The sequence below is a fragment of the Inhella gelatinilytica genome (genome assembly GCF_016093295.1).
Lineage (GTDB): Bacteria > Pseudomonadota > Gammaproteobacteria > Burkholderiales > Burkholderiaceae_C > Inhella > Inhella gelatinilytica.
In genome coordinates this window covers 788543-812368 of the sequence record NZ_JAEDAL010000001.1, presented here as the reverse complement: position 1 = coordinate 812368, position 23826 = coordinate 788543, and the positions used below count along the sequence as shown (strand labels likewise).

Here is a 23826-nt window from a genome sequence, read left to right as displayed (position 1 = left end):
CCTGGCACATGTCGATTCGATCAGCATGTGCCAATTTCGTGTTTAAAACTGGTGTTTACATAAACACATAGTAGCCATGCCGCGACAATACGTCGATTTTATTGACGATGTTCAACTTATCTTCGGCTGGTCAATCCGCTTTCAGGCGCCCGCCCTTCAGGCCCTCATGCGCCACCGCTGCATCACGATCGGCAACATGCCCAGTACGGCCATGGTGCCCTCTCGATTTGTTGCAACCTTCCGCATGTTCGGCGATTACAGGCAACCAGAAAAGGCCACGGTGAGACTGCGTTTTGCCGATGGTTTGGACAGGTAGCCTAAGCGGGCAGCGCCCAAACCAACGTCATCGCCGTGGCGTTGACCAGCGCATGCGGAAACATGGCGGCAAAAAGCCCTTGTTCAAAGCTAACCGCTCCGTATCGCCAATAGCCCACCGAAAACAGGTAGAAGCTGCAGACGGTGCCGAAGAACCAAACGGGCGCGACCAGCCCGTGCAGCAAGCCCCAGCTGATGGCGCCAACGACGGCGGCCCATCGCCCTGGCACGCCCAGCTTGCGCAGCAATTCCAACTCAGCCGCTAGCAGCATCGACTCCAGCAGGGGTGCCAGGCCCACCGTGCCCAGCCACTCCGACAGTTTGAGGGGCTGAAGTTGCGGGGGGCGCTCAAAACTTTCCAAAGGAATGCCCAGCGCATAGGCGACCCCGTACACGGACAGCATGAGCGCGAAGGATGCCCCCAAGGCCAATGGCCACATGCACAGCGCCCAGGCCGCCACGTGGAGCGGCCGCTCCCAGATCAAGGCAACCAGCCACCTCAGGGCAGGCATGCGATGCGGCCTGCGAGCGCTCAACTGGGCTCGCCCTTCTTCGCCACCAAGGTCAGGATCTCGTAGCTCGCGCACAGCTCGCCGCGCTGGTTGGTCACCGCGACGTCCCAGCCGACCACGCCGGCGTTGGGCTGGCCTTCGCGCGGGGGGCGGTCGATCTTGCGCTTGGCCGTCAGGCGGGCCTGGATGGTGTCGCCAATCGCCACCGGGGTGATGAAGCGCAGGTTCTCCAAACCGTAGTTGGCCAGCACGGGCCCAGGGGCGGGGCTGACGAAGAGGCCCGCCGCGGCGGAGAGCACAAAGTAGCCGTGCGCAATGCGCTTGCCAAAGGCCGACTCCTTGGCGGCGACCTCGTCAAAGTGCATGTAGAAATAGTCGCCCGACAGGCCACCGAAGGCCACGATATCGGCCTCGCCCACGGTGCGGCGATGGGTCAAGAGCGACATGCCCACTTCCACGTCCTCGAAGTGGCGGCGGAAGGGGTGGATCTCGCTCTCGGTGACGGCGCCCCCACGCTGGTACTCACCGGTCACGGCTGTCATCATGGTGGGCGAACCCTGCACGGCGCAGCGCTGCAGGTAGTGCTTGACCGAACGCAGGCCGCCCAGCTCCTCGCCGCCGCCCGCGCGGCCGGGGCCGCCGTGCTTGAGCTTGGGCAGGGGCGAGCCGTGACCGGTGCTCTCCAGCGCGGCCTCGCGGTCCAGCACCAGCAAGCGACCGTGCCAGGCGGCAAAGCTGGGCACGGCCTGCGCGGCCAAGGCCGGAGTCTTGGTGACCAAGCTGCCCACCAGGCTGCCGCGGCCCAGCGTGGCCAGGTGCAAGCCTTCTTCGTAGTCGTCGTAGGCCATCAGCGTGCTGACGGGGCCGAAGGCCTCCACGTTGTGCACGTGGGCGTGCTCCAGCGGGCGGTCGCAACGCAAGAGCGTGGGCGCAAAGAAGGCGCCGTTTTGCGTGCCCTCGCCCTTGGGCGCAAAGCCTTGGCTGCCGTCCAGCAGCACCTGATTGCCTTGGCGCAGCAGGGCGACCTTTTCGCCCACATCGGCTTGCTGGGCGTGGCTGGCCAGAGCGCCCATGCGCACGCCTTCCACGGCCGGGTCGCCGACGACGATCTTCTTCAAACGTGCGGCCAGGGCCTCGCCCACGGCATCGATCAAATGGCGGGGCACGATGGCGCGGCGGATCGCCGTGCACTTCTGGCCGGCCTTGGCGCTCATCTCGCGTGCCACTTCCTTCACGTAGAGGTCGAACTCGGGGTCGTCCGGCGTCACGTCCGGCGCCAGGATGGCGCAATTCAGGCTGTCCGCCTCGGCGTTGAAGGGGATGGCGCGGCGCAGCAGGTTGGGGTGCGCCTTGAGCATCAACGCGGTGTCGGCGCTGCCGGTGAAGGTGACCACATCGGGTTCTTCCAAGCGGTCAAACAGATCGCCCGTGCCGCCGACGATGAGCTGCAAGCAGCCCGCGGGCAAGAGGCCGGATTCCATCATCACGCGCACGGCCTTTTCGGCCACATAGCTGGTCGCGCTGGCCGGTTTGACCAGGCAGGGCATGCCGGCGAGGTAGGAGGGCGCGAATTTCTCCAACATGCCCCAGATGGGGAAGTTGAAGGCGTTGATGTGCAGCGCAATGCCGCGGCGCGGCACCAGCACGTGGCTGCCAATGAAGTGGTTGTTGGCGCCCAGGCGCATGGGCGGGCCTTCGTGCAGCACGTTGCTGCTGGGCAGGTCCTTGCCGCCGATGCTGGCGTAGGCGAACAGGGTGCCAATGCCGCCCTCGACGTCGATCCAGTTGTCGCTGCGCGTGCCGCCGGTGTAGCTTGAAACAGCGTAGAGCTCTTCCTTGCGCTCCATCAGGTAGGCCGCCAGGGCCTTGAGGGTGCGGGCGCGGTCTTGGAAGTGCGTCTTGAGCAGGGTTTGCAGGCCGGTGCTGCGCGCATAGGCCACCATCTCCTCGAAGTTCAGCGTCTCTTCGTGGGTGTGGGCGATGACGTGGCCATTGATGGCGGAGCGCAGGGCCTGTTTGGGCTGCGTGCCGACCCAGCGGCCGGCGGTGAAGCTTTGGAGGGTGTGAGGGGTGGTCATGGTCGTCATCCTTGGCTTGAATTCTGGTATCGGCTCACTGCGTGAGAGCCCGCCGGGTTTGCGCCCCGGCTGGCGCCCTTCTTTTCTTTGCGGCGCCAAAGAAAAGAAGGCAAAAGAAAAGCGCTTGGTTTGGGCCACGCGGGTTCCAAGGTGTCGCCCAAGGCTTCTCTGCCTACCTCGGCCTGCGCCTCGAAGGCGCCGGACTTCGCCGTCGTCCTTGACCACCGAGAACCATCACCGCCAAGCTCCGAAGGACAGAGCCCGAATGCGGCATGGGTTGATGGCGGCCAGTTTGGCGTTTGGGTGTCGGGCCCCCCATGCCCAGCCGAGGAGCACAGAAGAGCGGGCCCGCGCGCAAAGCGCGCTTCGTGATCTGACTCGGCGCAATTGTTAGAGCGCAGTGAGCGGAGCGAACGCAGCGAGTTTTGCGCCGGGGCCCGCTCTTCGCGCACCGCAGGGAACCCCTGGCTCAGCCAGGGGCGCCGGCATCGGGGGTCGCCTTTCTTTTGCCTACTTTTCTTTGGCGAAGCAAAGAAAACGTAGGTCGGGGTTTGGGGCAGAAGGCCCCAAGGGCTGCAACGAGCACCACTCACAGCACACACCCCATGTGCACCTTGGCCAAAAACCCGCCGCGCACCACATCGAGCATGGCCAGCGGCTCCACGCCAAAGCGCTCAAACCCGCAGCGGGTGTAGAGCGCTTCGGCGGATGCGTTGCCCTCGGTCACGGTCAGCTTGATGAAGCGCACCCCAGGGCGGGCACGGGCTGCTGCCAATACGGCCTGCACCAGGGCATCACCCGCGCGGCGCCCGCGCTGGTCGGGGCGCACGTACATGCCAAAGAGCCCGGCCTTGTGACGAGTCTTGGGGCGGGATTCAAACTCCAAGCCCGCAAAGCCCACCAACTCGCCCTCGGCAAGGGCGCCGAACACGCACTCATCGGCATCCGCCGCGTCGTTGACGCGCGAGAGCCAGAAACCCATCGGCTTGGCCGCCCGCTCGTCCACCGTGGCGGTGAAGGCATCCGGGTGTTCGGCGTAGGCGCGCAGGCAGAGCGCGCGGTAGGCCTCGGCATCCGCCGGGCCCAAGCGCCGCACGGTCAGAAGCCCGCTCATGCCGCCACCGCCGGCAGGCCGCCCAGCAGCAACTGCGCCACCACCTCGGCCAGTTGCGCATCGCTCACTGCGCCATCCGGCCGGTGCCAGGTGTAGGTCCAATTGATCATGCCGAACAGCAACATCGTCACGGGCTTGGCCAGGCCCGCGGCCTCCAGCCCCGGCTTCAGCGCGGAGAGGGCCGCCACAAAGCCGGCCACCACCTCGCGCTCCAGCTCGCGGATGCGCTGCTGGCGCGGTTCGGGCAGGAACTTCAGGTCTTCGGTCAGCACGCGGTGCTCGTGGCGGGCGCCGCTGTACACGGCCAGAAAGCGCGCCACCAGGGCGCGCAGCTGGGCCTCGGGTGCCAGCCCCTCGGCGCGCGTTTCACGCACCAGCTGCGCCAGCTTCTCGATGTGGGTCTCGCAGATGCGCGCCAAGAGCTCGGCCTTGTCCGGCACGTAGTGATACAGCGCCGGCTTGCTGAGGCCACAGGCCTCGGCCAACTGGCTCATCGCCGTGCCGGGGTAGCCGTTCTGGGCGAACAGGCGGGCGGAAACGGCGAGGATGTCTTGTTCGCGTGTCGTGAGTTCTTCGCGGCTCATAGTCGCCACCAATCCAGCGATCCCTGCTGTGGATCCCAGTAGATATGGAGCGGGTCGCAATCTCCGCCAATCACGACAAGCTCCTGGGCCCTCTGATTCAGCGTGCATCCTGCAATCGGACCCTGATCTCGCTCACAGGTTGCGGGCATCACTTCCAGATGGATGGGCCGCGCGCAGACACCCAATGAGCTGCTGCCCGAAATGGCGAACGGGAAATAGAGCACCTTGCCCGCTTCCGCTTTCTTGCCACGAACGATTGCCAGGACGCCTTCTTTCGCTCCCTGGTAGCCCAACAACGCGGTGTCCTTGGTGCCAATGCCCTGGAGGTCAAAGCGAACCATCGTGCGCGTCAACCAGCGAACTTTTGGCCGTTCCCTTTTGACTGTGGCCAGCGCCGCTCGGTCAACGGGTGCCGGTGCAGCACTCGTCGAACTTGCACACAACGCTGCGGCCAAAAGGCCAAGAAATCGCGCCTTCACCGTTCGTCAAAACTCAAGGTGACGGTGGGCGTCAACGCATGCGCCTGGCAGGCGAGCACAAACCCGGCCTCGACTTCATGCTTCTCCAGCGCGAAGTTGCGGTCCATGCGCACCTGGCCTTCCAGCACCTTGCAGCGGCAGGTGGAGCACACGCCGCTCTTGCAGGAGTAGGGCACGTCCATGCCGGCGCGGGCGGCGGCGTCGAGCAAGCTGGGGTCGGAGCCCAGCACTTCGATCAAGCGCGTGAAGCCGTCGCGGATCACCGTGACCTTGGCGACTTCGGCGTCACCGGCCTTGGCTTCGTGCGGCGCGGGCTTGCCTTCTTGCATTTCGGGCGTACCGAAGCGCTCGACGTGGATGCGTTCCTTCTCCACACCGGCGTCCAGCAGCGCGGCCTCGGCTTCGTCGTTCATCTGGTACGGGCCGCAGATGAAGGCGTGGCTGATGCTGGCCGGCGGCACCAAGGTCTTGAGGAAGTCGGCGACCTTGGCGCGGTTCATCACCCCGGCGAAGAGGTCGGATTCCACCGCCTCGTCGCTGAACACCGCGTGGATGGCCAGGCGGCCGGTGTAGCGGTCTTTGAGGTCGGAGATCTCGTCCTTGAACATGGTGGAGAGCACGCGGCGGTTGCCGTAGAGCAGGGTGAAGCGGCTCTTGGGCTCGGCGGCCAACACGGTCTTCATGATGGACAGGATGGGCGTGATGCCCGAGCCGCCGGCGATGCCGACGTAGTGGCGTGCCTCCTCCGGCGCCACGGGCACAAAGAAGCGGCCCTGGGGCGGGAAGACTTGCACGGTGTCGCCCACCTTCAGCTCGGTGTTCACCCAGTTGGAGAAGCGGCCGCCCGCGACCTTGCGCACGCCCACGCGCAGCATCTGCTCCTCCACGCCGGCGCAGATGGAGTAAGAGCGGCGCAGGTCTTCGCCGTTGACCTGCGCGCGCAGGGTCAGGTATTGGCCTTGGGTGTAGCGGAAGGTGTCGCGCAGCTCGGTCGGGAGTTCGAAGCGGACGACCACGGCTTCGTCGGTCTCGGGCTCCACGGCGGCGACCTTCAGGTCATGGAAATGCAGACTCATGATTTCGACTCACCCTCTCAGATGGGTTTGAAGTATTCAAAAGGCTCACGACAGGCGGTGCAGCGGTACAGCGCCTTGCACGCGGTGGAGCCGAAGGCCGAGAGGCGCTCGCTCTTGGGCGAGCCGCAACGCGGGCAGGGGATGGATTCGTGCAGGCGCAGGGGCTGCACGTTGGCGCCCACCACCGGGGCGAGACAGCTCGGCGGGGCAATGCCGTACTGGCGCAGTTTTTCGCGCGCCTCGGGGCCGATCCAGTCCGTCGTCCAAGCCGGCGTGCGGCGCTGCTCCACCCGCAGCGGCTGGTAGGCCGCGAGCGCGGTCTTGACCTCGGTCTCGATCAGCTCGGTGGCCGGGCAGCCGCTGTAGGTGGGGGTGAGCACCACGGTGAAACCGCCATCCGCGTCCTCGCGCAGTTCGCGCACGATGCCCAGGTCCACCAGCGTCAGCGCCGGGACTTCGGGATCGAGCACGGTGGCGAGCTGGGCCCAAGCCTGCTGCCAGCGCGCGGAGGGGGTGGCGGTCTCGGCCATCACCAGGTGCCGCCCGGATAGGCGCGCTGCAGGTATTGCAGCTCGCTCAGCAGGTGGCCCAGGTGCTCGCTGTGCTGACCGTGGCGGCCGCGGTGCGCGTTGGGTCGGTCTTTGGGGATCTGCAGCGTGGCGGCGGTGAGCACGGACTCCATCTGGGCGCGCCAGTCCGCCTGGAGCGAGTCCCAGCTCGGGCCGAGGCCGCTGGCTTGCGCTTCGGCATCGATGGCATCGGCTTCAAACAGCTCGCCCACATAGGGCCAAAGGCGCTCCAGCGCGGCTTGCATCTTGGCCTTGGAGACCTCGGTGCCGTCGCCCAGGCGCAGCGTCCAGTCGGTGGCGTGCTGCAGGTGGTAGCGGCACTCCTTGGCGGACTTTTCGGCAATCGCGGCGAGCTCGGCGTCGCTGCTGTGCAGCAGGCGCTGCCACAGCAGACCGAACCAGACCGAGGCGGCCAGATTGCGCAGCACGGTGAAGGCGAAATCGCGCTCGCCGTGTGCGCCATGCGGCAACTCGAACAGCACCGGGTTCAGGAACTGGTGCTCCAGGCGCAGCATGGCGAGTTGGTCTTCGTCCAGACCGTCCAGCTTGCCGGCCAGCGTCAGCAGTGCGCGGGCTTGGCCCAAGTGGTCCAGGGCCAGGTTGGTCAGGGCCAGGTCTTCTTCCAGGATGGGGCCATGACCGCACCACTCCGCGTTGCGCTGGGAGAGGATCAGGGCCGCATCGGCAATGCGCAGCACGTAGCGCTGCGCCGGGGTGTTGGAGAGTTTCATCGCCACGTTCCTTACATGTGGTCCACGCTGTCGGGCAGCTTGTAGAACGTGGGGTGGCGGTAGATCTTGTCGTCGGCCGGCTCAAACAGCGCGCCTTTTTCGGCGGGGTCGCTGGCCACGATGTGGCGGCTCTCCACCACCCAAATGCTCACGCCTTCTTGGCGGCGGGTGTAGACGTCACGCGCCATTTGCACGGCGTGTGCGGCGTCGCAAGCGTGCAGGCTGCCGCAGTGTTTGTGATCCAAACCGCTCTTGCTGCGGATGAAGACTTCCCACAGGGGCCATTCGTTTTGCATCGTGCTCATGCCGCTTCCTTAGTCTGTTGCTGTTGCTGCTTGTGCGTATGGGCCAGCGCGGCTTCGCGCACCCACTCGCCGTCATCCCACGCCTTGACGCGCGTGGCCAGGCGTTCGCGGTTGCAGGGGCCGTCGCCACCCACCACGCGCCAGAACTCGTCCCAATCGATGCGGCCAAAGTCGTAATGGCCGCGCGCCTCGTTCCACTTCATGTCGGGGTCCGGCAGGGTGACCCCCAGCACGTTGGCCTGCTCGACGGTGGCGTCCACGAACTTTTGACGCAGCTCGTCGTTGGAGATGCGCTTGATGCCCCAGCGCATGCTCTGCTCGCTGTGCAGGCTGTCGCTGTCGTGCGGGCCGAACATCATGATGCTGGGCCACCACCAGCGGTTGACGGCGTCTTGCACCATGGCTTTTTGCGCCTCGGTGCCGGACTGCATCATGACGAGCAAGGACTCATAGCCCTGGCGCTGGTGGAAGCTCTCTTCACGGCAGACGCGGATCATGGCGCGGGCGTAGGGCCCGTACGAGCAGCGGCACAGTGGCACCTGGTTCATGATGGCCGCGCCATCCACGAGCCAACCGATCACACCCACGTCCGCCCAGGTCAGGGTGGGGTAGTTGAAGATGGAGCTGTACTTGGCTTTGCCGGTGTGCAGGGCATCGAGCATCTGGTCGCGCGAGGTGCCCAGGGTTTCGGCAGCGGCGTACAGGTAAAGGCCGTGGCCGCCTTCGTCTTGCACCTTGGCCAGCAAGATGGCCTTGCGCTTTAGGCTGGGGGCGCGGGTGATCCAGTTGCCCTCGGGCAGCATGCCGACAATCTCGGAGTGCGCGTGTTGGCTGATCTGGCGCACAAGCGTCTTGCGGTAGTGCGCGGGCATCCAGTCCTTGGGTTCGATGTAGTCGCCCGCGTCGATCCGCGCTTGGAAGGCCGCCTCGCGGCTTTGCTCCTCGGCGGTGTCGGCGGCCAGTTTCTTTTCCTGGTCCAGGCTCAGGGATTGGGTGTACATCAAAGCTCTCCTGCGAGCGGAAGGTCGGGAACCACCCGACGGTCTTTCAGGCGGGTGGCTCGCCCACGAAATTCAGCCACCAGTTCATCGCGCTGGTTGCGCACTTGCACGTCGTACAGGCCCGTGCGGCCCGTGGCCGCCACGCGGCGGCCGGTGGCCGTCAACACGTCGCCTTCGCGAGCGCCCATCACGATGTCGATGCTGTAGCCCGAAGCGACGGTCAGTTGATTGCCGCTGTTGCACGCAAAGGCAAAGGCGGAGTCCGCCAAGGTGCCGATCAGGCCGCCGTGAGCCAGGGCAAAGCCATTGAGCATGTCGGCCCGGATGCTCATGCTCAGGCGTGCGGTTTCTGCGGCCACGTGCTCCAGGCGCATGCCCAAGGCTTGGGATGCACGGTCTTGGGCCCACATGGCCTCGGCCACGGCTTGGGCGAGTTGGTCGGGGGTCATGTGACGGGGCTCTGCATTCAACGGTCGGTGTAGCGCGGTGCGCGTTTTTGCATGAAGGCTTCGACGCCTTCGCGGTAGTCGTGCGCAAACCCGAGCTCGCTTTGGGCCACGCCCTCGGCCTTCAAGGCCTCGCCAAAGGAGAGGGTCTGAGCCTCGTCCAGAAGCTGGCGGGTGCGCACCAAGGCCCGGGTGGGCAGCACGGCCAGGCGGACCGCCAATGCCTTGGCTTCCTCCAACAAGGCGTCCGGGGCAACGCAGCGGTTGATCAGGCCCCAGGCCAAGGCGTCGGTGGCGCTGAGTTTGTCGCCCAGCAGAGCCAGTTCCATTGCCCGCGCGCGGCCCACCAGGCGGGGCAGCAGCCAAGTCGAGCCCGCATCGGGCACCAGGCCAATTTTGTTGAACCCCAGAACGAACGAGGCCTTTTCGCTGGCCACGACCAAGTCACAGCCCAGGGCCAGGCTGAGGCCCGCGCCCGCCGCCACACCATTGACCGCACAGACCGTGGGCACACGGCAAGCGCGCAGCGCCCGGGCCATGGGCGCGTAGAAGTGCTCAATCAGGTAGCCAATGTCCTTGGGCGCTTCACCCGGCACGGGCGCGACATGGGGGTCCGACAGGTCTTGACCCGCACAGAACGCCCGGCCCTCGCCCGTGATCACCACGGCCCGCACCGACTCTTCCGCGCCCAGGCGGTCCAGCGTCTCACGAAGGGTCGCCAACAGTTCGGCGGTAAAGGCATTCAGCGCCTGGGGGCGGTTCAGCCGCAGCACCGCCACGCCATCGGCGCAGTCCATCAACAAAGCAGGGTCTGTGGAGCTCATCTGGGGATAAGTTTGGGGATAAAGCGGGTGCAAGCTGCGAACAGCCGGTGGAAACTTCGGGATAAATCCTCGATGCCATTCCCGACCGACCGGTCGGTCGATGATAACGAGGTTTGCTTTTAATCAGGATCGGAAATGCCCTGCTATGCCATTGACGGCGTGATTCCCGTCATCCATCCCACTGCCCATGTACACCCCACCGCCGTGTTGATTGGCGACGTGCACATCGGCCCCAAGGCTTACGTCGGCCCGAACGCCAGCCTGCGCGGCGACTTCGGCCGCATCGTGATCGAGGAGGGTGCCAACGTGCAGGACTGCTGTGTGCTGCACGGCTTTCCCGGCAAGGTGTGCCGGGTGGGGCCGGACGGCCACATCGGCCACGGCGCCATCCTGCACGGTTGTGAAGTGGAGCGGGGCGCCCTGGTGGGCATGAACGCCGTCTTGATGGATGAGGTGGTGCTGGGCGAATACGCCATCGTGGCCGCCCATGCCTTTGTGCCCGCGGGTCGGTGCTTGCCGGCCCGTCACCTGATTGTGGGCAGCCCCGCCAAGGCCTTGCGCGAGCTGACAGAGCAAGAAATCGCCTGGAAGGCCGAGGGCACGGCCACCTACCAGCAGCTCACCCGCCGCTGCCTGGACAGCTTGAAGGAAGTGACGCCATTGCCGGCGATTGAGCCCCATCGCCCTGAACTGCCTCTGTTTGAGGTTCGGCCCAAAGTCGAGATGAACAAGCCTGTGGATGGCTAGCGAACAAGCTTGCACTTATCCACAGCCGAGCAGCATTTTGGGAAGTTGTTGTCGGTTCGTCCCGGCCCGATTAGGCCATTCACCCACAAGTCAAATGAGCATCTAAAGGATTGTTGGCCTTGATGTTTTTGACTTATCCACAGCGGCGGGCGTCCTCTACTACGACCACCAATTTAAAACCTTTAATTGCATTGTGAATACCGTATGGACCTCTTGGCTTGGCAAAACCGACTCGCGGGCTTCGCCCAGGACCGTCAATGGTTGCCGTACTTGAACCCCAAGAACCTCACGATGGCCTTGTCCGTGGAGGCGGCGGAGCTGGTGGAGTGCTACCAATGGTTGTCTGCGGATGAGGCTCAGGCCTTGACGGCGTCAGAGCCCGGACGAACCCAAGTGGCCGATGAAATGGCGGATGTCTTGCTGTACTTGCTGCATTTGGCGCGTGAAACCGGCATTGACCTGGAAGCGGCCTGCGTCGCCAAAATGGCCAAAAACGCCGCGAAGTACCCCCCGCCGTGATCTTGGATACGCAATTGCTGGCCGTGGTGGACTTTGAAACCACCGGGGTTTCACCACAAAAGGGCGCTCGGGCCACGGAAGTGGCGGTGGTTTGGGTACGGGGTGGCGAGGTGGTCGACCGCTACGACAGCCTCATGTACACGGGCGTTGTCATTCCGCCCTTCATTGAGCAACTGACCGGCATTAGCAATCGCTTGCTAGAAACGGCCACGCCCGCGGCGACCGTCATGCGGGAACTGGCTGAGCGGCACCCGCCCTGTCCGATGATTGCTCATAACGTTGGCTTTGATGCGCTCTTCTGGCGTGAAGAGATGCTAAAAGCGGACTGTGAGGCCCATGCCAACCCCGAGCGGCTGTGCACCGTGAAGCTTGCGCGCAAGCTCTATCCGCAGGCGCCCAACTGCAAGTTGGGAACCTTGGCTGCGTTTCATGAACTGCCCAGCCAGGGCCGGGCGCACCGGGCCTTGGCTGACGCCCTCACCACGGCGCACTTGTGGATGCAAATGCGACTGGACATCGCCCATCACTTGGCCGGTGATCTGGAGGGTTTGCCGGTGACGTTTGAGTTGGCCCAACGGTTGCAAGCCCTGGCCTTCGCCCAATGGCCCAAGGCGGCGGGCGCCTATGTGAAAGCCTTCGCGAAAGGTCCTCGTTTGTGTTGAGCTCGCCCGCTGGCCTCTGGTAAATTTTTAGCCCTCAACCAGAAAAACTATGGGCAATCGACTGGGTACTGCACGTCCCGATGGGATGTGGAAATTGGTGTTTTACGAGCGCAATGGCCTGCGCATGCGGGTTGAAAAGAGCGCTCCGTGGTTACCCAACCGGGCTGCCGCCGAACAGTGGGCCCAGTTCTACATGCGTCAAGGCTATTGCGTGGGCCTGCAGTCACAAGACGGGCGCGTCGAACGCTTGAGCAAGGGGTTACCGGCTTAAGTCACCGGTTTTGACGCGTTTAGCGTCCTTTTCAATGCAGTTCGGTCCAGCCTTCGGTGGCGCCGGCTTCGGCATGGTGTTCCAGATGACAGCCGGTCGGTGCAGGCAGACGCAGCAGCAGCGTTTCCAAATCGACCCCCCGCGTTGCGACCCTCAGCCCCACCCAACGGCGTTGGACACGGGGATCGCGCCACAGGTCCTCCAGCAGCCATTGCAATTCTTTGCCCTCGTGTTGCGGTAGACGCAGCGCATGCGGGGCCAGGGCGGCGACCAAGCCTTGCGCGGCGGTTCGAGCGGTTTCTGTGGGCAGGGCCTGGGCCAGCACATTGCCGCGGGCGGCCCAGCCGGGCAAAGCCAGTTGGCGGGTGATCCAGGCTTGCAGGGCATGGTGGGGGTTCAACAAGCGCAACCGGTTGGGCGGCAGCACCGGCAAGGGGTCTGGGTTGTCGTCGTGCGCTTGGACCATGCGAGCCAGCGCTGCCAAACGCGCCCAGGAGGCGGCATCCAAGCCCTCGACCGTGGCGCATTCGGGTGCCAAGTGGTCGGCCACGTGTTGCAAGTCAGTGGCGGTGCGGTTTTTGAGGGCTTGTGCGGCGGTCCGGCTCAGTTGAACGAGATGACCCGCGGCGTAGCCGTGGTCTTGACGCAGGCGTGCCCAGGTTCGTTGTTGGGGGTGGCCCTGCTCGTCGTGAAGGGATTGACGGGTGACAGGGCAGGTGGTGCGGCGCAGTTGGCGCAGGTAATGGGGGGTGAGTAATTGCTCTTCGTAGGGCAGGCCTTCCGTCCAAGCCTGCAAGCGAAGGGACAGCCACACGCGCGTGCCGGCTGCAACATCGCGTTGCTGCGAGGACAAACCGGCTTGCAGGGCGGCGTGAAAGCCTTGAAAGAGCGGTGAGGCCGGATGCAAGTGGGCAGCGGGCAGGGGAACATGGCAGCGGGCATGGTCGTAACCCAACTGCCAGCCGAGCGGGTCCCGTTCGCTGCCCGGGATGCCGGGTGCCACCGCCGGCGTGGACAAGGACTCGTGAACCGCTTGGACTCCGGGATCTTCAAAGTGCAAGTCCGATTGGCGGTCCAGGGTATTCAGGCGGCGCAGTGCATGGGGCTTGTGCATGACGGTCTCCAACAAGATGTTGATTAGTCTGCAAGCCAGATGGCTCAAGGCGTGAGCCACCTGCAATACTCGGGTACTCCCTGACCTGACTGAACAATGGACCGAACCGAACGCTTTTACAAGATCGAAATGCTCATCCGTTCGCGCGGTTGTGTGCATATCGACACACTCTTGGCCGAACTGGAGGTTTCGCGGGCCACCTTCAAACGCGACTTGGCTTACTTGAGAGACCGGTTGGGCGCGCCGATTGAGTACGACGCGCTGACCAACGGCTATCGCTTTGGGGAGGAGCATTGGCGCGCCGTCAAACACGAATTGCCGGGGCTGTGGCTCAGCGAGCATGAACTGCACGCCCTGTTGACCCTGCACCAAATGCTCGAAGGTCTGGATGAAGGCGAACTGCTGGGCCGGCACCTGGCGCCGATGTTTGAGCGCATCCACACCATGCTGGGGTTGGACGAGGGGGCAGCGAAGGACTTGCAGCGGCGCGTCAAGCTCATCAGCACCGCACGCCGCCGGGCCAACACCGCACACTTTGAGAAGGTGTGCAGCGGGGTGCTGAGTGGCCAACGCTTGGTCTTGGATTACCGCAAACGCAGCGGGGGAGCCACCCCGTCGATCGAGGCGCGGGAGGTGTCACCGCAGCGCTTGGTGCACTACCGCCACGCTTGGTATTTGGATGCCTGGTGCCACAAAAATGAGGGTTTGCGTCGCTTTGCGCTGGATGCTGTGCAAGCGGCGCGTCTCTTGGACGCCAAGGCCAAGCGCTTGCCTCTCAAGACCGTGGAGGCCGACATGGACCGGGGCTACGGCATTTTCGCGGGCGGGGCGGAGCAATGGGCCGAGCTGCTGTTTAAACCCGAAGCTGCCGCTTGGGTGGCCCACGAGGAGTGGCACCCCGCGCAACAGGTGCAAGCGCAGAGCGATGGCAGTCTGTTGATGCGCCTGCCCTATGTGGACCCCACGGAGCTGCTGATGGACCTGCTGCGACACGCCGGGCAAGTCACCGTCCGGGCGCCAGACTCACTGAGGCATGCCTTTGCGGACCGCCTGCGGGCTGCCGTGGATCAGCTTTGACCCGCTTTAAGCGCGGCGCGGGCCTTGTCCTTCTTATTGGGGCGCTTGCCTTTGATGCCCCCCGTCGCCTGCTGTTCGCTGGCAAGGGACTGGGGCTCAAAACCCGCCACTTGTTCGCGCGCAATGCGTTGACCTTGCCGCTTTTCAATCAAGCGGAAATGCGATTCGGCATTGGTGGGGCTGTCCGCGCAAATGAAGCTCACGGCCACGCCTGCTTGCCCCATGCGTCCGGTGCGGCCAATTCGATGCAAGTGGTCGGCGGCTGAACGGGGCAGGTCGTGGTTGATCACGGCTGCCAGATCGGGAATGTGCACGCCACGGGCGGCCAGGTCCGTGCACACCAGCACTTGAAGCTGGCCTTTTTTGAGCGCCGAAAGAACGTCCCGCCGGGCCCCTTGGCTTTGGTCACCATGCAGCGCGGCAGCGGCGAGACCGTGCTGGTTGAGTTTGTCCGCAACGTGATCGGCGGCATAACGCGTGGCCACAAAGACCAGCGTACGGGGCCAGGATGCGCTACGAATCAGGTGGCGCAGCAGGGGACCGCGTTGCGCAGCATCCACTTGAATGGCTCGCTGTGTCAGCAGGGACGGGAGGGCCTCCAATTCGAGCCGGACCGGGTCCTTCAGCAAGGCGCTCGTCAGCTGCTCAAGGGAGGTCGGCAGGGTGGCGCTGACGACCAGGTTTTGGCGCTGAGGCGGCAGCATGCGAGCAATGGCGTGCCATTCCTCTTCAAACCCGGCGCTGAGCAAGCGATCGCCCTCGTCGAGCACCAAGGTTTGTACGGCCTGCAGGTGAACGCCGTTGTGTTGAATCACATCCAGCAAACGACCGGGTGTGGCCACGATGGCATCGGCCCCACCACGCAGCCCCATGAGCTGCGGGTTAATGGAAACGCCGCCAAAAAGCGCCGCAACTTTGATGCGCCGGGGCAGCGGGCCAGCCAGCGCCCGAAAGGTTTCGGCCACTTGAAGGGCCAACTCACGGGTGGGTACCAGGACCAACACGCGCGGATCTGGCGTGGGACTGGGCTCCAGCAGGCGTTGCAGCAAAGGCAGGGCGTATGCGGCTGTCTTGCCCGAGCCCGTTTCGGCCAGGGCCAAGACGTCTCGACCCGCCAGGACGGCGGGCAGTGTCAGGGCCTGAATGGGGGTCGGGTGGTCATACCCGGCCTGGCTCGCTGCGTGCTGAAGCGCGGCACTGAGCGCTTGAAAGCCGGTCACGAAGCGTCTGCCTCAGAGCGGGCCAAGCGCTCACTCTTCCAGTACACGTCGTCCCCGCCCAATCCATCCAAGTTGGCGCGGTTCAGAACCCGAGCCAAAACGAACAGGAGATCCGACAGTCGATTGAGGTAATGCCTCGGCGTGGCGCGAACGGTCTCGGCTTCACTCAGGGTCACCACGGCCCGTTCGGAGCGGCGAGCCACAGTGCGGGCAACATGCGCCAGCGCGGCACTGCGCGTTCCAGCGGGAAGGATGAATTCTTGGAGGCGCGGCAGGTCGGCATTGAAATCGGCCAGGGCCTGATCCAGGTGCAGGACGGCCTCGTCTTTGAGCAGGGCATAGCCGGGCATGCACAGCTCGCCCCCCAGGTTGAAGAGCTCGTGCTGAACCACGACCAGCAAATCGCGCACCGAAGTGGGGAGCGGCTCGGCCAGCAGCACGCCCAAGTGGGAATTGAGTTCGTCCACATCGCCCATGGCCGCAATGCGCAGGCTGGACTTGGAAACTCGCTGGCCATCGCCCAAGCCGGTGGTGCCATCGTCGCCCGTGCGGGTGGCTATTTGAGTGAGGCGGTTGCCCATAGTGAGAGGCCGGTGGGGAATCGGCAGGCTGGCAAAACCAGCATCTTGCCAGCGCAGCGCAAAAAAGGGGGCTCACCCCCGACACTAGGGCCCATGAAGCACCAGGCCACGCTCTTCACCACCCCTGTTTTGCGCCCCGCCATGCGATGGTTGTCCCGCGGCTACTTGCGGCTGTGCGGCTGGAAGCTTGAAGGTAGCTTGCCCCCCGAAGCCCAGCGCTGCGTGATGATCGCCGCGCCGCACACCAGCAACTGGGACATGCCGTACATGCTGATGGCGGGCTTTGCCTTCAAGCTGCAGGTGCGCTGGATGGGCAAGGCCAGCATTTTTCGCTGGCCCTGGGGCCCGCTGATGCGCTGGCTGGGCGGCATTGCCGTGCACCGGGACGCGCGGAGCAACCTGGTGGCCTCCTCTGTCGAAGCCCTGAAGAACGCGCCTGGGCCCTTGCAACTGCTGATTGCGCCCGAAGGCACGCGCGGCCTGGTGCGCGAGTGGAAGACGGGCTTTTATCGAATCGCCCAGGGCGCGGGCCTGCCCATCGTGCCCACTTACCTGGACTTTGGCGGCAAGCGCATCGGCCTGGGGCCAGTGTTCTGGCCCTCGGGTGACCTGGAGGCCGATATCGCCCAACTGCGGGCCTTTTATGCGCCGTACAAGGGCTTGCGTGAGGCGCTGTTCCACCAGGATGGGGCGTGATGGCCATCGCGGCCCGCCGCCACTGCGCTGCCGCGTCGAGCTAGGACGCTTTCGCCGCTCATGCGGCGGCTTGGCAGTGCTTTGGTTTATTCATCCTGAGCTACTCGGGGTCGCCTCGAGCGAAGGGTCGGCTTCACCCCACACGGCGCGTGATGTGCACTACCTGCTTGAGCGAGGTTTCACAAGCACTTTGAGTTCTGAGTTGGGAATCTGGTACTCGAAGGACGGAGTCTGACGAAGATCCATTTCAGCAGACATCTGCTTGACTAAAGTTCTTGGTCCGGCGCCAGCGCGCCAGATGCGGAGGTTTGTCTTCGACATGCCAGATGATGCCGGCAACTCAGCCACCACCTCGACTTGAACCGACTCCGGCAATGAAAGACTGACAGGAGTTCCGTAAGAGCCGGACACTCGCTCGCGCGCAGCAACCTTGCCATTCTTCAGAAGAACGGCCTCATAGATTGGGACCAACGCATCTGCTGCGGCAGAACCGCACATGACTGAGATCAAGAGAGAAATGAGAGCCTTCATGAAACACCTCCCAGGTGAAAAGTGAAGCCTACGTGTTATCAAGAGACTGCGCAATGACAGACCGTGCTGCGTAATGCAGCAGGTAAAAACGCTCGCAAGTGTTTGTCGCACATGGAGAGTCATTCAGGTTGGTGTGCCATTCAGCAGGCCAAAACTGAGGCCTAAAGCAGCTGCCAGGTGGTGTTTGGCACAGGCTGTACCCATTGTCGAATGGCCATCATGGCATCGGTCGTCACGCGAGCCGTCGGTTCTCACGCAGCAGCGGCCACACTGCGTGGCTGCGGGGTGCCTCAGTGGTGGCGCTGGCCGCTGCGATGCGGTGCATCGTGCGGGTGGTTTGAGGCCATAGTCCGTGGGTGCTCACCGGGCCGGGCATGGGCGCGGTGCACCTCGGGCGGTTCCACGACCGCCTGTTCTTGTTGGAACTGCTGGGCGGCTCGCAGGCTTCGCTCTTGCATCCAGCGCTTGAAGGCGCCGCCGCCCCAAACGGTCCACAGCGCCCACGCCACCAACAAACCCATGGCCAGGGCCACCATCCATTCGCTCATTCCCGCGTCTCCATTGGCTGTTGCAGACCCCGATACTGGCACTGCCGATGCGGCCCCGCAAGCCTTTTGCTTGCCGCGGATCAACTGGAGGTTCTGAAATGACGATTTGCCCCATTGCCGTCGTGGCCGGCTGTGCCAAGTGCCCAGCATTCAAGGTGTGCCCCCTCAAGGGTGTTTTGGGCGATCAAGGCGACAACAAAGGCAAGACGGAAGTGCAAAGCCCCCCGCCGGCGCCCACCCCGTCGAAATCACGCAAGAAAACCTGAGTTCTGTGTCGCCCAGTTGTGCGCAGGCGCTGCGCTTTTGGGTGCTCTTGGGCTGGGTGTCATTTGGAGGGCCTGCCGCTCAAATCGCGCTGATGCACCGCGAGTTGGTCGAGCGACGTCGCTGGGTTGACGAAGCGCGGTTTCAGCACGCGCTGGCTTATTGCATGACCTTGCCTGGGCCAGAAGCCCAGCAGCTGGCGACCTACCTGGGTTGGGCCCTGCACGGCCGATGGATGGGGTTGGCCGCGGGATTGCTCTTCATCCTGCCCGGGTGGGGGCTGATGATGGCCCTGGGCTGGCTTTACATGACGCAGGGGCAAGAACCCCTGTGGCAAGCCCTGCTGGCAGGCCTCAAGCCTGCTATCGTCGCGTTGGTGGCCTGGGCTGCTTGGCGGATGGCCCGCCGAAGCTTGACGCACCCGGGTGCCTGGGGGGTCGCTGGTTTGAGCGCGGGTGCCCTGGCCTTGGGGGCCCCCTACCCGCTCATCTTGGTGGGGGCCATCGCGTATGCGCTGCTTCGACCCGCGGGCTGGCAGAGCGCGCCGGCTGACCCGCGTGAGATCCCGGGCGGTGTGACGGCACCCGAAGCACTGTTGCGGCGGACGGCCTTGGGTTTGGTGGTGGCACTGGGGCTCTGGGGTTTGCCCCTGGTGGGTTTGATGTGGCTCTACGGGGCCGATGGCTTTTTGGTGCAAAGCGCGGTGTTCTTTACGCAGGCCGCGCTGGTGACCTTTGGGGGCGCGTACGCCGTGCTGCCCTATGTCATGTAAGCCCTGGTGCAGCAGTACGCGTGGGTGAGCATTGGGCAGGTGATGGATGCGTTGGCCCTGGGCGAAACCACGCCGGGGCCCTTGTTGATGGTGCTGGTGTTTCTGGGCTGGGTGGCTGGCTGGCAGCAATCTGTGCCGGGACTCCCACCGGTCGCTGCAGCGGCCCTGTCCGCCTGCGTGGTGGCGTACTTCAGTTTCCTGCCGTCCTTTGCGCTGATTTTGCTGGGCGCGCCGTGGGTCGAACGCACCCGCCGTCTGCCGCGCTGGGAGGCACCGCTCAAAGCCGTGGCTGCGGCCGTCGTCGGCGTGATCGTCCATTTGGCGGCCGTCTTGGCGATGCATGCTTGGGTGGCCGACGGCCGCGTCAACGGCCATGCGGTCTTGCTGAGTGCCCTGACCCTTGTGGGCTTGTGGCGCTGGCCGCGCTGGGGACTGGCCTGGGTGGCGGGTGCTGCGGTGTTGGGTGCGGCCCTGTAAACCGGGGTGCTCAGCCTCCCGTTGAGCTGGCTTCAATCCGTTGGGAGACCGGCATGAACACGTGGAAACGGCGCACCCTCATGGGTGCGGGCATGGTGACCTTGGTTGGCTGCGGGGGCGGGTCAGAGGACGAGCCGGTGCTGCTGGCGTTGGACCGCATCGTGCAACCCTGGTCCCTGACGACGCTGCAAGAGAGCTATGTGTTGCGCACGGAGGCGGATTGGCAGCGGGTCTGGAACCTGCACCAACCCGCCACGTTCGCCCCGGTCCCTTTGCCGCGCGTGGACTTCAATCAGTTCATGGTGCTGGGCCTGACCTTGGGCACGGGGGCCAACGGCTGTTACGGCCTGAGCATTCAACGGGTGTTGGCCACCAGCAGTCAGGCGGTGGTGGAGTACCGGTTCATGGAGCCGGGTCCCAATTCGGCGTGCACGCTGGCCTTGGTGCCGTTGACGGACTTTGCCGTGGTGCGTCGCATTGATGGGCCCGTGCTGTACCGGCGCGTCACAAGCTAGGTCAGGCGGGCAGACGCCGCAGCAGCAGGCCGAAGAGCAGGCCCAGCACGTACATGCTGATGGAGTAGGCCGCGGCGGGCAATGCCATGGTGAAGTTGCTCAGCACCGACAGGGCGATGTAAAGCGACAACGTTGAGTTGTGGATGCCGATCTCGAAGCCGATGGCGGTGGCCATGGGTTTGTCCAGACCGGCCCAGCGGCTGGCGCCATAGCCCAGCCCCAGGCTCAGCAGGTTGAACAGCACCACGGCAGAGCCAATGCTGGCGGCGGCTTCGCTGAGGGCGGTCCATTCCTTGACGATGGCACCCAGGGCCAGCAGGGCCAGCACCAAGGCACTGAAGATCTTGAATGGCTTTTGCAAGCCTGGGGCCGCGCGCGGGCTCTGTTTGGCCAGCAACATGCCCAGGGCGACCGGAACCAGGACAACGGCCATGACCTCGGCCACCTTGCGGGTCTGCAGCGGCACCACCCCTTCGCCGATGAAGTGCTGCAGCGCCAGGTTGGCGATCAAGGGCATGCTGACCACGCTCAGCAGGGTGTTGATGGCGGTGATGGACAGGTTGAGCGCCACATGACCACCGAACAGGTGGGAGAACAGGTTGGCGGTGACGCCCCCCGGGCTGGCGGCCAGCAGCATCAGACCGACGGCGAACACGGGGCTCAAGCCAAACCCGACGGCCAGGGCCCAGGCCAGGGCCGGCAGCACCAGCATTTGCAGGCCCAAGGCCAGCAGCACCGCGCGGGGGTGTTGGCGCAGGCGCTGGAAGTCGGCCCAGGTCAACGACAGGCCGACGCCGAACATGACCAAGGCCAGGGCGATCAGCAGCAGGTTGGGAAGCAGGGCCGTCATGGGGGGGTCCGGGCAGGGAAGAACAAGGGGGCGATCTTGGCTCGCCAGGCCTGTCTTGGCATGCGCCCTAGGGAATGTCCGGGGCGGGCACGGTGAAGCGCTGAACCACGTCGTCCTGCGCGTTCACCGACTCCAGGTGCACGCCAAAGCCCCAGAGCCGGGCCACGTGCTTGAGCACCTCTTGCGCGCTCTTGTCCAGCGGACGGCCTTGGTGCTGGGTGTGGCGCAGGGTGAGGCTGCGGTCGCCGCGCAGGTTGACGTTCCAGACCTGGATGTTCGGTTCGCGGGTGCCCAGGTCGTAGTTGGCGGCCAGGGTCTGGCGCAGGTGGCGGTAACCGCTTTCGTCGTGAATGGCGCTGATCAAGTAGTCCTTCTGCGCCTCGTCGTCCAGGATGCTGAAGAGGCGGAAGTCGCGCATCACCTTGGGCGAGAGGTACTGGCCGATGAAGCTCTCGTCCTTGAAGTTGCGCATGGCGTGCTGCAGGGCGGGCAGCCAGGGGCTGCCCGCCAGGTCGGGGAACCAGCGCCGGTCTTCCTCGGTCGGCGCCTCGCAGATGCGCTTGAGGTCCGTGTACATCGCGAACCCGAGCGCATAGGGGTTGAGCGGCTGCATGGGACGCTGCAAGACCACATTGGTGTGCGAGCTCAGCCACTCCATCATCAAACCGTCGGCCAGGTAGCCGTCGTCGTACATCTGGTTGAGCAGGCGGTGGTGCCAGAACGTGGCCCAGCCCTCGTTCATCACCTGGGTCTGACGCTGGGGGTAGAAGTATTGCGCCACCTTGCGCACGATGCGCACGATCTCGCGTTGCCAGGGCTCCAGCAGCGGCGCGTTCTTCTCGATGAAGTACAGCAGGTTTTCCTGTGGCTCGGCGGGGAAGCGCTGGGCGGTGCGCTCGGCCTCCTCGCTGCTTCTGCGCGGCAGGGTGCGCCAGAGGTCGTTGATCTGGCGCTGCATGTAGTCTTCGCGCTCGGCCTGCAGCGCGCGTTCTTGCGCTAGTGACAGCTTGGTGGGCCGGCGGTAGCGGTCCACGCCATGGCTCATCAGCGCGTGGCAGCTGTCCAGCACGGCCTCCACGGCCTCAATGCCGTGGCGCTCTTCGCACTGGGCGACGTACTTCTTGGCGTAGACCAGGTAATCGATGATGGACGAGGCATCCGTCCACATGCGGAACAGGTAGTTGCCCTTGAAGAAGCTGTTGTGGCCGTAGGCCGCGTGGGCGATCACCAGGGCCTGCATGGCCAAGGTGTTTTCCTCCATCAGGTAGCTGATGCAGGGGTCGGAGTTGATGACGATCTCGTAGGCCAAGCCCATCTGGCCGCGCTTGTAGTTGCGCTCGGTGGCGATGAACTCCTTGCCGTAGCTCCAGTGGCGGTAATTCACCGGCATGCCCACGCTGGCGTAGGCGTCCATCATCTGTTCGGCGGTGATGATTTCGAGCTGGTTGGCGTAGGTGTCCAGGCCGTAGCGCTCGGCGGTCTGGCGGATGACCTCGTGGTAGCGCTCGATCAGCTCAAAAGTCCAGTCACTGGGGCTGGGCAAGGGTGCGCTGGGGCGCTCGGCCAGGGGCTTCATCTGCTGCAGCGGCGCGGGTGCTCGGCGGCCCCCCCACTCGTGGCGGTCGGGCCCGAGGCGGGGGTGGCGGCGGTTTTCCAGCGTGCCCATGGTGCCGGCTTTCGGGTCAGGCCGCGGCCCGCCCTTCTTTGCGGAAGAGCTCGCGGAACACGGGGTAAATCTGGTTCGCCGCCGTGGCCTTTTTCATCGCGAAGTGCGGCACTTCGTCGGCCAGGTTGCAGTACTCCTCCCACAGGTTTTGCTCGGCCTCGGCCACTTGCACGTAGGCAAAGTAGCGGCAGGCCGGCAAGATCTGTTGCTGCAGGATTTCCTTGCAGCGGCTGCTGTCGTGGTGCCAGTTGTCGCCATCGCTGGCCTGGGCACCGTAGATGTTCCACTGGCTGGTGGGGTAGCGCGCCTTCTGGATTTCATCCATCAACACCAGGGCGCTGCTGACCACGGTGCCGCCGGTCTCGGTGGCATGGAAGAAGTTCTGCTCGTCCACTTCCTGCGCCTGCGTGTGGTGGCGGATGAAGACCAGCTCGACCTTCTCGTAATGGCGGGTCAAGAACAGGTAGAGCAGGATGAAAAAGCGCTTGGCCAGGTCTTTGCGGCCCTCGTCCATGCTGCCGCTGACGTCCATCAGGCAGAACATCACGGCATTGGTGCTGGGCACGGGCACGCGCACGCGGTTGCGAAAGCGCAGGTCAATCGGGTCCAGGTAGGGAATGGCCTCGATGCGGCGCTTGAGCTCGGCGATCTCCGCAAGCACTACGGTGCGGCGCGGCTCCAGCGCCCGCTCCAGCTCCTCTTCCAGCTCGTGCAGGCGGCGGCGTTTGTCCATGCCCAGCGCGATGCGCCGGGACAGGGCGCCGCGCATGCTCCGCACCACGTGCAGGTTGGTGGGGGAGCCGTCGCTGACAAAGCCGGCGCGGTGGGTCTTCCACTCGGGCTGTTCGGTGAGCTCGGTGCGCACCAGGTGCGGCAGGGCCAGGTCCTCGAAGAAGACCTCCATGAACTCTTCGCGGCTGAGGTGAAAGACGAAGTCGTCCTCGCCCTCCCCCGAGTCGCTGGCCTCGGAGCCCCCGCCTTGCCCTTGCCCGCCTTGGGGCTTGGGGCTGCGGTCGCCCTTGACGAATTCCTTGTTGCCGGGCCGCACGATCTCGCGCGTGCCGCCGTCGCCGTGGTGGAAGGTGGGCTCGCTCAGGTCCTTCTTGGGGATGCGGATGTCCTCGCCCTTGTCGATGTCCTTGATCGAGCGGCCGTCGATGGCGCGGCGCACCGCCTCCTTTACCTGGTCCTTGACCCGGCGCAGGAAGCGCTCGCGGTTGCCGATGGATTTGTTTTTCCCCGACAGCCGCCGATCGATGATGGACTGCAGCAAGAGGCCCTC

The 23826-nt window shown here is 64.8% G+C and carries 31 protein-coding genes; 11 read left to right on the top strand and 20 right to left on the bottom strand.

From position 1 onward, the window contains the following. Positions 1–76: 76 nt before the first annotated feature. A complete protein-coding gene (locus I7X43_RS03815; protein ID WP_198099554.1) occupies positions 77–316 on the top strand; it encodes a hypothetical protein in 240 nt (79 codons plus the stop codon). A gap of 1 nt (position 317) precedes the next feature. Here the strand turns inward: I7X43_RS03815 and I7X43_RS03810 are convergent, their stop codons facing one another. The 12 genes from I7X43_RS03810 to I7X43_RS03755 form a co-directional block, all read right to left on the bottom strand. Continuing rightward, a complete protein-coding gene (locus I7X43_RS03810) occupies positions 318–827 on the bottom strand; it encodes a hypothetical protein (protein WP_198099553.1) in 510 nt (169 codons plus the stop codon). Positions 828–847: 20 nt separating this feature from the next. Then, positions 848–2905, bottom strand: a complete 2058-nt coding sequence (paaZ, locus tag I7X43_RS03805) for a phenylacetic acid degradation bifunctional protein PaaZ (RefSeq protein ID WP_198099552.1) — start codon at positions 2903–2905, stop codon at positions 848–850. Between the two features lie 589 nt (positions 2906–3494). Further along, positions 3495–4019: a GNAT family N-acetyltransferase gene (locus I7X43_RS03800; protein ID WP_198099551.1), complete on the bottom strand. Its 525-nt coding sequence runs from the start codon at positions 4017–4019 to the stop codon at positions 3495–3497. Beyond that, positions 4016–4603: a TetR/AcrR family transcriptional regulator gene (locus I7X43_RS03795; protein ID WP_198099550.1), complete on the bottom strand. Its 588-nt coding sequence runs from the start codon at positions 4601–4603 to the stop codon at positions 4016–4018. Before I7X43_RS03795 ends, I7X43_RS03800 begins: the two co-directional genes overlap by 4 nt. Further along, entirely contained in the window at positions 4600–4944 is a 345-nt protein-coding gene (locus I7X43_RS03790; protein WP_198099549.1) for a hypothetical protein, read from the bottom strand. Before I7X43_RS03790 ends, I7X43_RS03795 begins: the two co-directional genes overlap by 4 nt. Positions 4945–5078: 134 nt before the next feature. Continuing rightward, positions 5079–6158, bottom strand: coding sequence for a 1,2-phenylacetyl-CoA epoxidase subunit PaaE (gene paaE, locus I7X43_RS03785; RefSeq protein ID WP_198099548.1), 1080 nt, complete (start codon positions 6156–6158; stop codon positions 5079–5081). A 17-nt stretch (positions 6159–6175) separates the two neighbouring features. Beyond that, the gene (gene paaD / locus I7X43_RS03780; protein WP_198099547.1) at positions 6176–6688 is read right to left on the bottom strand and encodes a 1,2-phenylacetyl-CoA epoxidase subunit PaaD; all 513 of its coding nucleotides are present in this window, start codon (positions 6686–6688) and stop codon (positions 6176–6178) included. Next, a complete protein-coding gene (gene paaC, locus I7X43_RS03775; RefSeq protein WP_198099546.1) occupies positions 6688–7458 on the bottom strand; it encodes a 1,2-phenylacetyl-CoA epoxidase subunit PaaC in 771 nt (256 codons plus the stop codon). The genes paaD and paaC overlap by 1 nt, the downstream gene beginning before the upstream one ends. A gap of 11 nt (positions 7459–7469) precedes the next feature. Next, complete coding sequence (gene paaB / locus I7X43_RS03770; RefSeq protein ID WP_198099797.1) at positions 7470–7754, bottom strand: 1,2-phenylacetyl-CoA epoxidase subunit PaaB; 285 nt, start codon at positions 7752–7754, stop codon at positions 7470–7472. A 5-nt stretch (positions 7755–7759) separates the two neighbouring features. Next, positions 7760–8764 (bottom strand): 1,2-phenylacetyl-CoA epoxidase subunit PaaA, encoded by a 1005-nt coding sequence (gene paaA, locus I7X43_RS03765; RefSeq protein ID WP_198099545.1) that lies wholly within the window; start codon positions 8762–8764, stop codon positions 7760–7762. Beyond that, entirely contained in the window at positions 8764–9213 is a 450-nt protein-coding gene (gene paaI / locus I7X43_RS03760; RefSeq protein ID WP_198099544.1) for a hydroxyphenylacetyl-CoA thioesterase PaaI, read from the bottom strand. Before paaI ends, paaA begins: the two co-directional genes overlap by 1 nt. A 17-nt stretch (positions 9214–9230) precedes the next feature. Beyond that, positions 9231–10034 carry an enoyl-CoA hydratase-related protein gene (locus I7X43_RS03755; RefSeq protein ID WP_198099543.1) on the bottom strand — a complete coding sequence of 268 codons (804 nt, stop codon included), beginning with the start codon at positions 10032–10034 and terminating at the stop codon, positions 9231–9233. Positions 10035–10169: 135 nt separating this feature from the next. Between I7X43_RS03755 and I7X43_RS03750 the strand changes: the two genes are divergently transcribed. The 4 genes from I7X43_RS03750 (at position 10170) to I7X43_RS03735 (ending at position 12233) form a co-directional block, all read left to right on the top strand. Next, on the top strand, positions 10170–10781 hold the full coding sequence (locus tag I7X43_RS03750) for a phenylacetic acid degradation protein PaaY (RefSeq protein WP_198099542.1): 612 nt from the start codon (positions 10170–10172) through the stop codon (positions 10779–10781). Between the two features lie 204 nt (positions 10782–10985). After that, positions 10986–11300 carry a nucleotide pyrophosphohydrolase gene (locus I7X43_RS03745; RefSeq protein WP_198099541.1) on the top strand — a complete coding sequence of 105 codons (315 nt, stop codon included), beginning with the start codon at positions 10986–10988 and terminating at the stop codon, positions 11298–11300. Further along, complete coding sequence (locus I7X43_RS03740; RefSeq protein ID WP_310737510.1) at positions 11297–11962, top strand: 3'-5' exonuclease; 666 nt, start codon at positions 11297–11299, stop codon at positions 11960–11962. The genes I7X43_RS03745 and I7X43_RS03740 overlap by 4 nt, the downstream gene beginning before the upstream one ends. An 85-nt stretch (positions 11963–12047) precedes the next feature. Beyond that, the gene (locus tag I7X43_RS03735) at positions 12048–12233 is read left to right on the top strand and encodes a hypothetical protein (RefSeq protein ID WP_198099540.1); all 186 of its coding nucleotides are present in this window, start codon (positions 12048–12050) and stop codon (positions 12231–12233) included. Between the two features lie 31 nt (positions 12234–12264). Here the strand turns inward: I7X43_RS03735 and I7X43_RS03730 are convergent, their stop codons facing one another. Continuing rightward, on the bottom strand, positions 12265–13347 hold the full coding sequence (locus I7X43_RS03730; protein ID WP_198099539.1) for a hypothetical protein: 1083 nt from the start codon (positions 13345–13347) through the stop codon (positions 12265–12267). Between the two features lie 96 nt (positions 13348–13443). On the opposite strand from I7X43_RS03730, the gene I7X43_RS03725 reads away from it, so the two are divergent. Further along, complete coding sequence (locus tag I7X43_RS03725; RefSeq protein ID WP_198099538.1) at positions 13444–14424, top strand: helix-turn-helix transcriptional regulator; 981 nt, start codon at positions 13444–13446, stop codon at positions 14422–14424. Here the strand turns inward: I7X43_RS03725 and I7X43_RS03720 are convergent. Both I7X43_RS03720 and I7X43_RS03715 read right to left on the bottom strand, forming a co-directional pair. Next, positions 14415–15644 (bottom strand): DEAD/DEAH box helicase, encoded by a 1230-nt coding sequence (locus I7X43_RS03720; RefSeq protein ID WP_198099537.1) that lies wholly within the window; start codon positions 15642–15644, stop codon positions 14415–14417. The genes I7X43_RS03725 and I7X43_RS03720 overlap by 10 nt on opposite strands. Next, entirely contained in the window at positions 15641–16225 is a 585-nt protein-coding gene (locus I7X43_RS03715) for a cob(I)yrinic acid a,c-diamide adenosyltransferase (RefSeq protein ID WP_198099536.1), read from the bottom strand. Before I7X43_RS03715 ends, I7X43_RS03720 begins: the two co-directional genes overlap by 4 nt. Positions 16226–16318: 93 nt before the next feature. On the opposite strand from I7X43_RS03715, the gene I7X43_RS03710 reads away from it, so the two are divergent. Next, positions 16319–16921, top strand: a complete 603-nt coding sequence (locus tag I7X43_RS03710) for a lysophospholipid acyltransferase family protein (protein WP_198099535.1) — start codon at positions 16319–16321, stop codon at positions 16919–16921. Positions 16922–17080: 159 nt separating this feature from the next. On the opposite strand, the gene I7X43_RS03705 is transcribed toward I7X43_RS03710, so the two are convergent. Beyond that, entirely contained in the window at positions 17081–17452 is a 372-nt protein-coding gene (locus tag I7X43_RS03705; RefSeq protein ID WP_198099534.1) for a hypothetical protein, read from the bottom strand. Between the two features lie 290 nt (positions 17453–17742). Then, complete coding sequence (locus tag I7X43_RS03700) at positions 17743–18000, bottom strand: hypothetical protein (protein ID WP_198099533.1); 258 nt, start codon at positions 17998–18000, stop codon at positions 17743–17745. A 98-nt stretch (positions 18001–18098) separates the two neighbouring features. Here I7X43_RS03700 and I7X43_RS03695 point away from each other — a divergent pair, with 98 nt between their 5' ends. From I7X43_RS03695 to I7X43_RS03680, 4 genes are read left to right on the top strand one after another with little or no spacing between them, the layout of a single operon-like run. Next, positions 18099–18266: a hypothetical protein gene (locus I7X43_RS03695; RefSeq protein WP_198099532.1), complete on the top strand. Its 168-nt coding sequence runs from the start codon at positions 18099–18101 to the stop codon at positions 18264–18266. 5 nt (positions 18267–18271) lie between these two features. Further along, a complete protein-coding gene (locus I7X43_RS03690) occupies positions 18272–19036 on the top strand; it encodes a chromate transporter (RefSeq protein ID WP_198099531.1) in 765 nt (254 codons plus the stop codon). Positions 19037–19042: 6 nt separating this feature from the next. Further along, a complete protein-coding gene (locus tag I7X43_RS03685) occupies positions 19043–19513 on the top strand; it encodes a chromate transporter (protein ID WP_198099530.1) in 471 nt (156 codons plus the stop codon). Between the two features lie 53 nt (positions 19514–19566). Next, positions 19567–20028, top strand: coding sequence for a hypothetical protein (locus I7X43_RS03680; protein ID WP_198099529.1), 462 nt, complete (start codon positions 19567–19569; stop codon positions 20026–20028). A 1-nt stretch (position 20029) separates the two neighbouring features. Here the strand turns inward: I7X43_RS03680 and I7X43_RS03675 are convergent, their stop codons facing one another. The 3 genes from I7X43_RS03675 to I7X43_RS03665 form a co-directional block, all read right to left on the bottom strand. Beyond that, positions 20030–20878, bottom strand: coding sequence for a bile acid:sodium symporter family protein (locus I7X43_RS03675; protein ID WP_198099528.1), 849 nt, complete (start codon positions 20876–20878; stop codon positions 20030–20032). 67 nt (positions 20879–20945) lie between these two features. After that, entirely contained in the window at positions 20946–22454 is a 1509-nt protein-coding gene (locus I7X43_RS03670) for a SpoVR family protein (RefSeq protein ID WP_246480181.1), read from the bottom strand. A 106-nt stretch (positions 22455–22560) separates the two neighbouring features. After that, positions 22561–23814 carry a YeaH/YhbH family protein gene (locus tag I7X43_RS03665; RefSeq protein ID WP_198099795.1) on the bottom strand — a complete coding sequence of 418 codons (1254 nt, stop codon included), beginning with the start codon at positions 23812–23814 and terminating at the stop codon, positions 22561–22563. Between the last annotated feature and the right edge of the window lie 12 nt (positions 23815–23826).

What these genes read in the sequence shown, in the direction of transcription:
- I7X43_RS03670 (WP_246480181.1), bottom strand. Translation starts at nt 22,454, where the DNA reads ATGAAGCCCCTGGCCGAGCGCCCCAGCGCACCCTTGCCCAGCCCCAGT.
- paaZ (WP_198099552.1), bottom strand. Translation starts at nt 2,905, where the DNA reads ATGACCACCCCTCACACCCTCCAAAGCTTCACCGCCGGCCGCTGGGTC.
- I7X43_RS03680 (WP_198099529.1), top strand. Translation starts at nt 19,567, where the DNA reads ATGAACACGTGGAAACGGCGCACCCTCATGGGTGCGGGCATGGTGACC.
- I7X43_RS03735 (WP_198099540.1), top strand. Translation starts at nt 12,048, where the DNA reads ATGTGGAAATTGGTGTTTTACGAGCGCAATGGCCTGCGCATGCGGGTT.
- paaC (WP_198099546.1), bottom strand. Translation starts at nt 7,458, where the DNA reads ATGAAACTCTCCAACACCCCGGCGCAGCGCTACGTGCTGCGCATTGCC.
- paaI (WP_198099544.1), bottom strand. Translation starts at nt 9,213, where the DNA reads ATGACCCCCGACCAACTCGCCCAAGCCGTGGCCGAGGCCATGTGGGCC.
- I7X43_RS03815 (WP_198099554.1), top strand. Translation starts at nt 77, where the DNA reads ATGCCGCGACAATACGTCGATTTTATTGACGATGTTCAACTTATCTTC.
- I7X43_RS03750 (WP_198099542.1), top strand. Translation starts at nt 10,170, where the DNA reads ATGCCCTGCTATGCCATTGACGGCGTGATTCCCGTCATCCATCCCACT.
- paaD (WP_198099547.1), bottom strand. Translation starts at nt 6,688, where the DNA reads ATGGCCGAGACCGCCACCCCCTCCGCGCGCTGGCAGCAGGCTTGGGCC.
- paaE (WP_198099548.1), bottom strand. Translation starts at nt 6,158, where the DNA reads ATGAGTCTGCATTTCCATGACCTGAAGGTCGCCGCCGTGGAGCCCGAG.
- I7X43_RS03705 (WP_198099534.1), bottom strand. Translation starts at nt 17,452, where the DNA reads ATGAAGGCTCTCATTTCTCTCTTGATCTCAGTCATGTGCGGTTCTGCC.
- I7X43_RS03755 (WP_198099543.1), bottom strand. Translation starts at nt 10,034, where the DNA reads ATGAGCTCCACAGACCCTGCTTTGTTGATGGACTGCGCCGATGGCGTG.
- I7X43_RS03800 (WP_198099551.1), bottom strand. Translation starts at nt 4,019, where the DNA reads ATGAGCGGGCTTCTGACCGTGCGGCGCTTGGGCCCGGCGGATGCCGAG.
- I7X43_RS03730 (WP_198099539.1), bottom strand. Translation starts at nt 13,347, where the DNA reads ATGCACAAGCCCCATGCACTGCGCCGCCTGAATACCCTGGACCGCCAA.
- paaA (WP_198099545.1), bottom strand. Translation starts at nt 8,764, where the DNA reads ATGTACACCCAATCCCTGAGCCTGGACCAGGAAAAGAAACTGGCCGCC.
- paaB (WP_198099797.1), bottom strand. Translation starts at nt 7,754, where the DNA reads ATGCAAAACGAATGGCCCCTGTGGGAAGTCTTCATCCGCAGCAAGAGC.
- I7X43_RS03795 (WP_198099550.1), bottom strand. Translation starts at nt 4,603, where the DNA reads ATGAGCCGCGAAGAACTCACGACACGCGAACAAGACATCCTCGCCGTT.
- I7X43_RS03675 (WP_198099528.1), bottom strand. Translation starts at nt 20,878, where the DNA reads ATGACGGCCCTGCTTCCCAACCTGCTGCTGATCGCCCTGGCCTTGGTC.
- I7X43_RS03695 (WP_198099532.1), top strand. Translation starts at nt 18,099, where the DNA reads ATGACGATTTGCCCCATTGCCGTCGTGGCCGGCTGTGCCAAGTGCCCA.
- I7X43_RS03810 (WP_198099553.1), bottom strand. Translation starts at nt 827, where the DNA reads ATGCCTGCCCTGAGGTGGCTGGTTGCCTTGATCTGGGAGCGGCCGCTC.
- I7X43_RS03715 (WP_198099536.1), bottom strand. Translation starts at nt 16,225, where the DNA reads ATGGGCAACCGCCTCACTCAAATAGCCACCCGCACGGGCGACGATGGC.
- I7X43_RS03790 (WP_198099549.1), bottom strand. Translation starts at nt 4,944, where the DNA reads ATGGTTCGCTTTGACCTCCAGGGCATTGGCACCAAGGACACCGCGTTG.
- I7X43_RS03745 (WP_198099541.1), top strand. Translation starts at nt 10,986, where the DNA reads ATGGACCTCTTGGCTTGGCAAAACCGACTCGCGGGCTTCGCCCAGGAC.
- I7X43_RS03700 (WP_198099533.1), bottom strand. Translation starts at nt 18,000, where the DNA reads ATGAGCGAATGGATGGTGGCCCTGGCCATGGGTTTGTTGGTGGCGTGG.
- I7X43_RS03710 (WP_198099535.1), top strand. Translation starts at nt 16,319, where the DNA reads ATGAAGCACCAGGCCACGCTCTTCACCACCCCTGTTTTGCGCCCCGCC.
- I7X43_RS03725 (WP_198099538.1), top strand. Translation starts at nt 13,444, where the DNA reads ATGGACCGAACCGAACGCTTTTACAAGATCGAAATGCTCATCCGTTCG.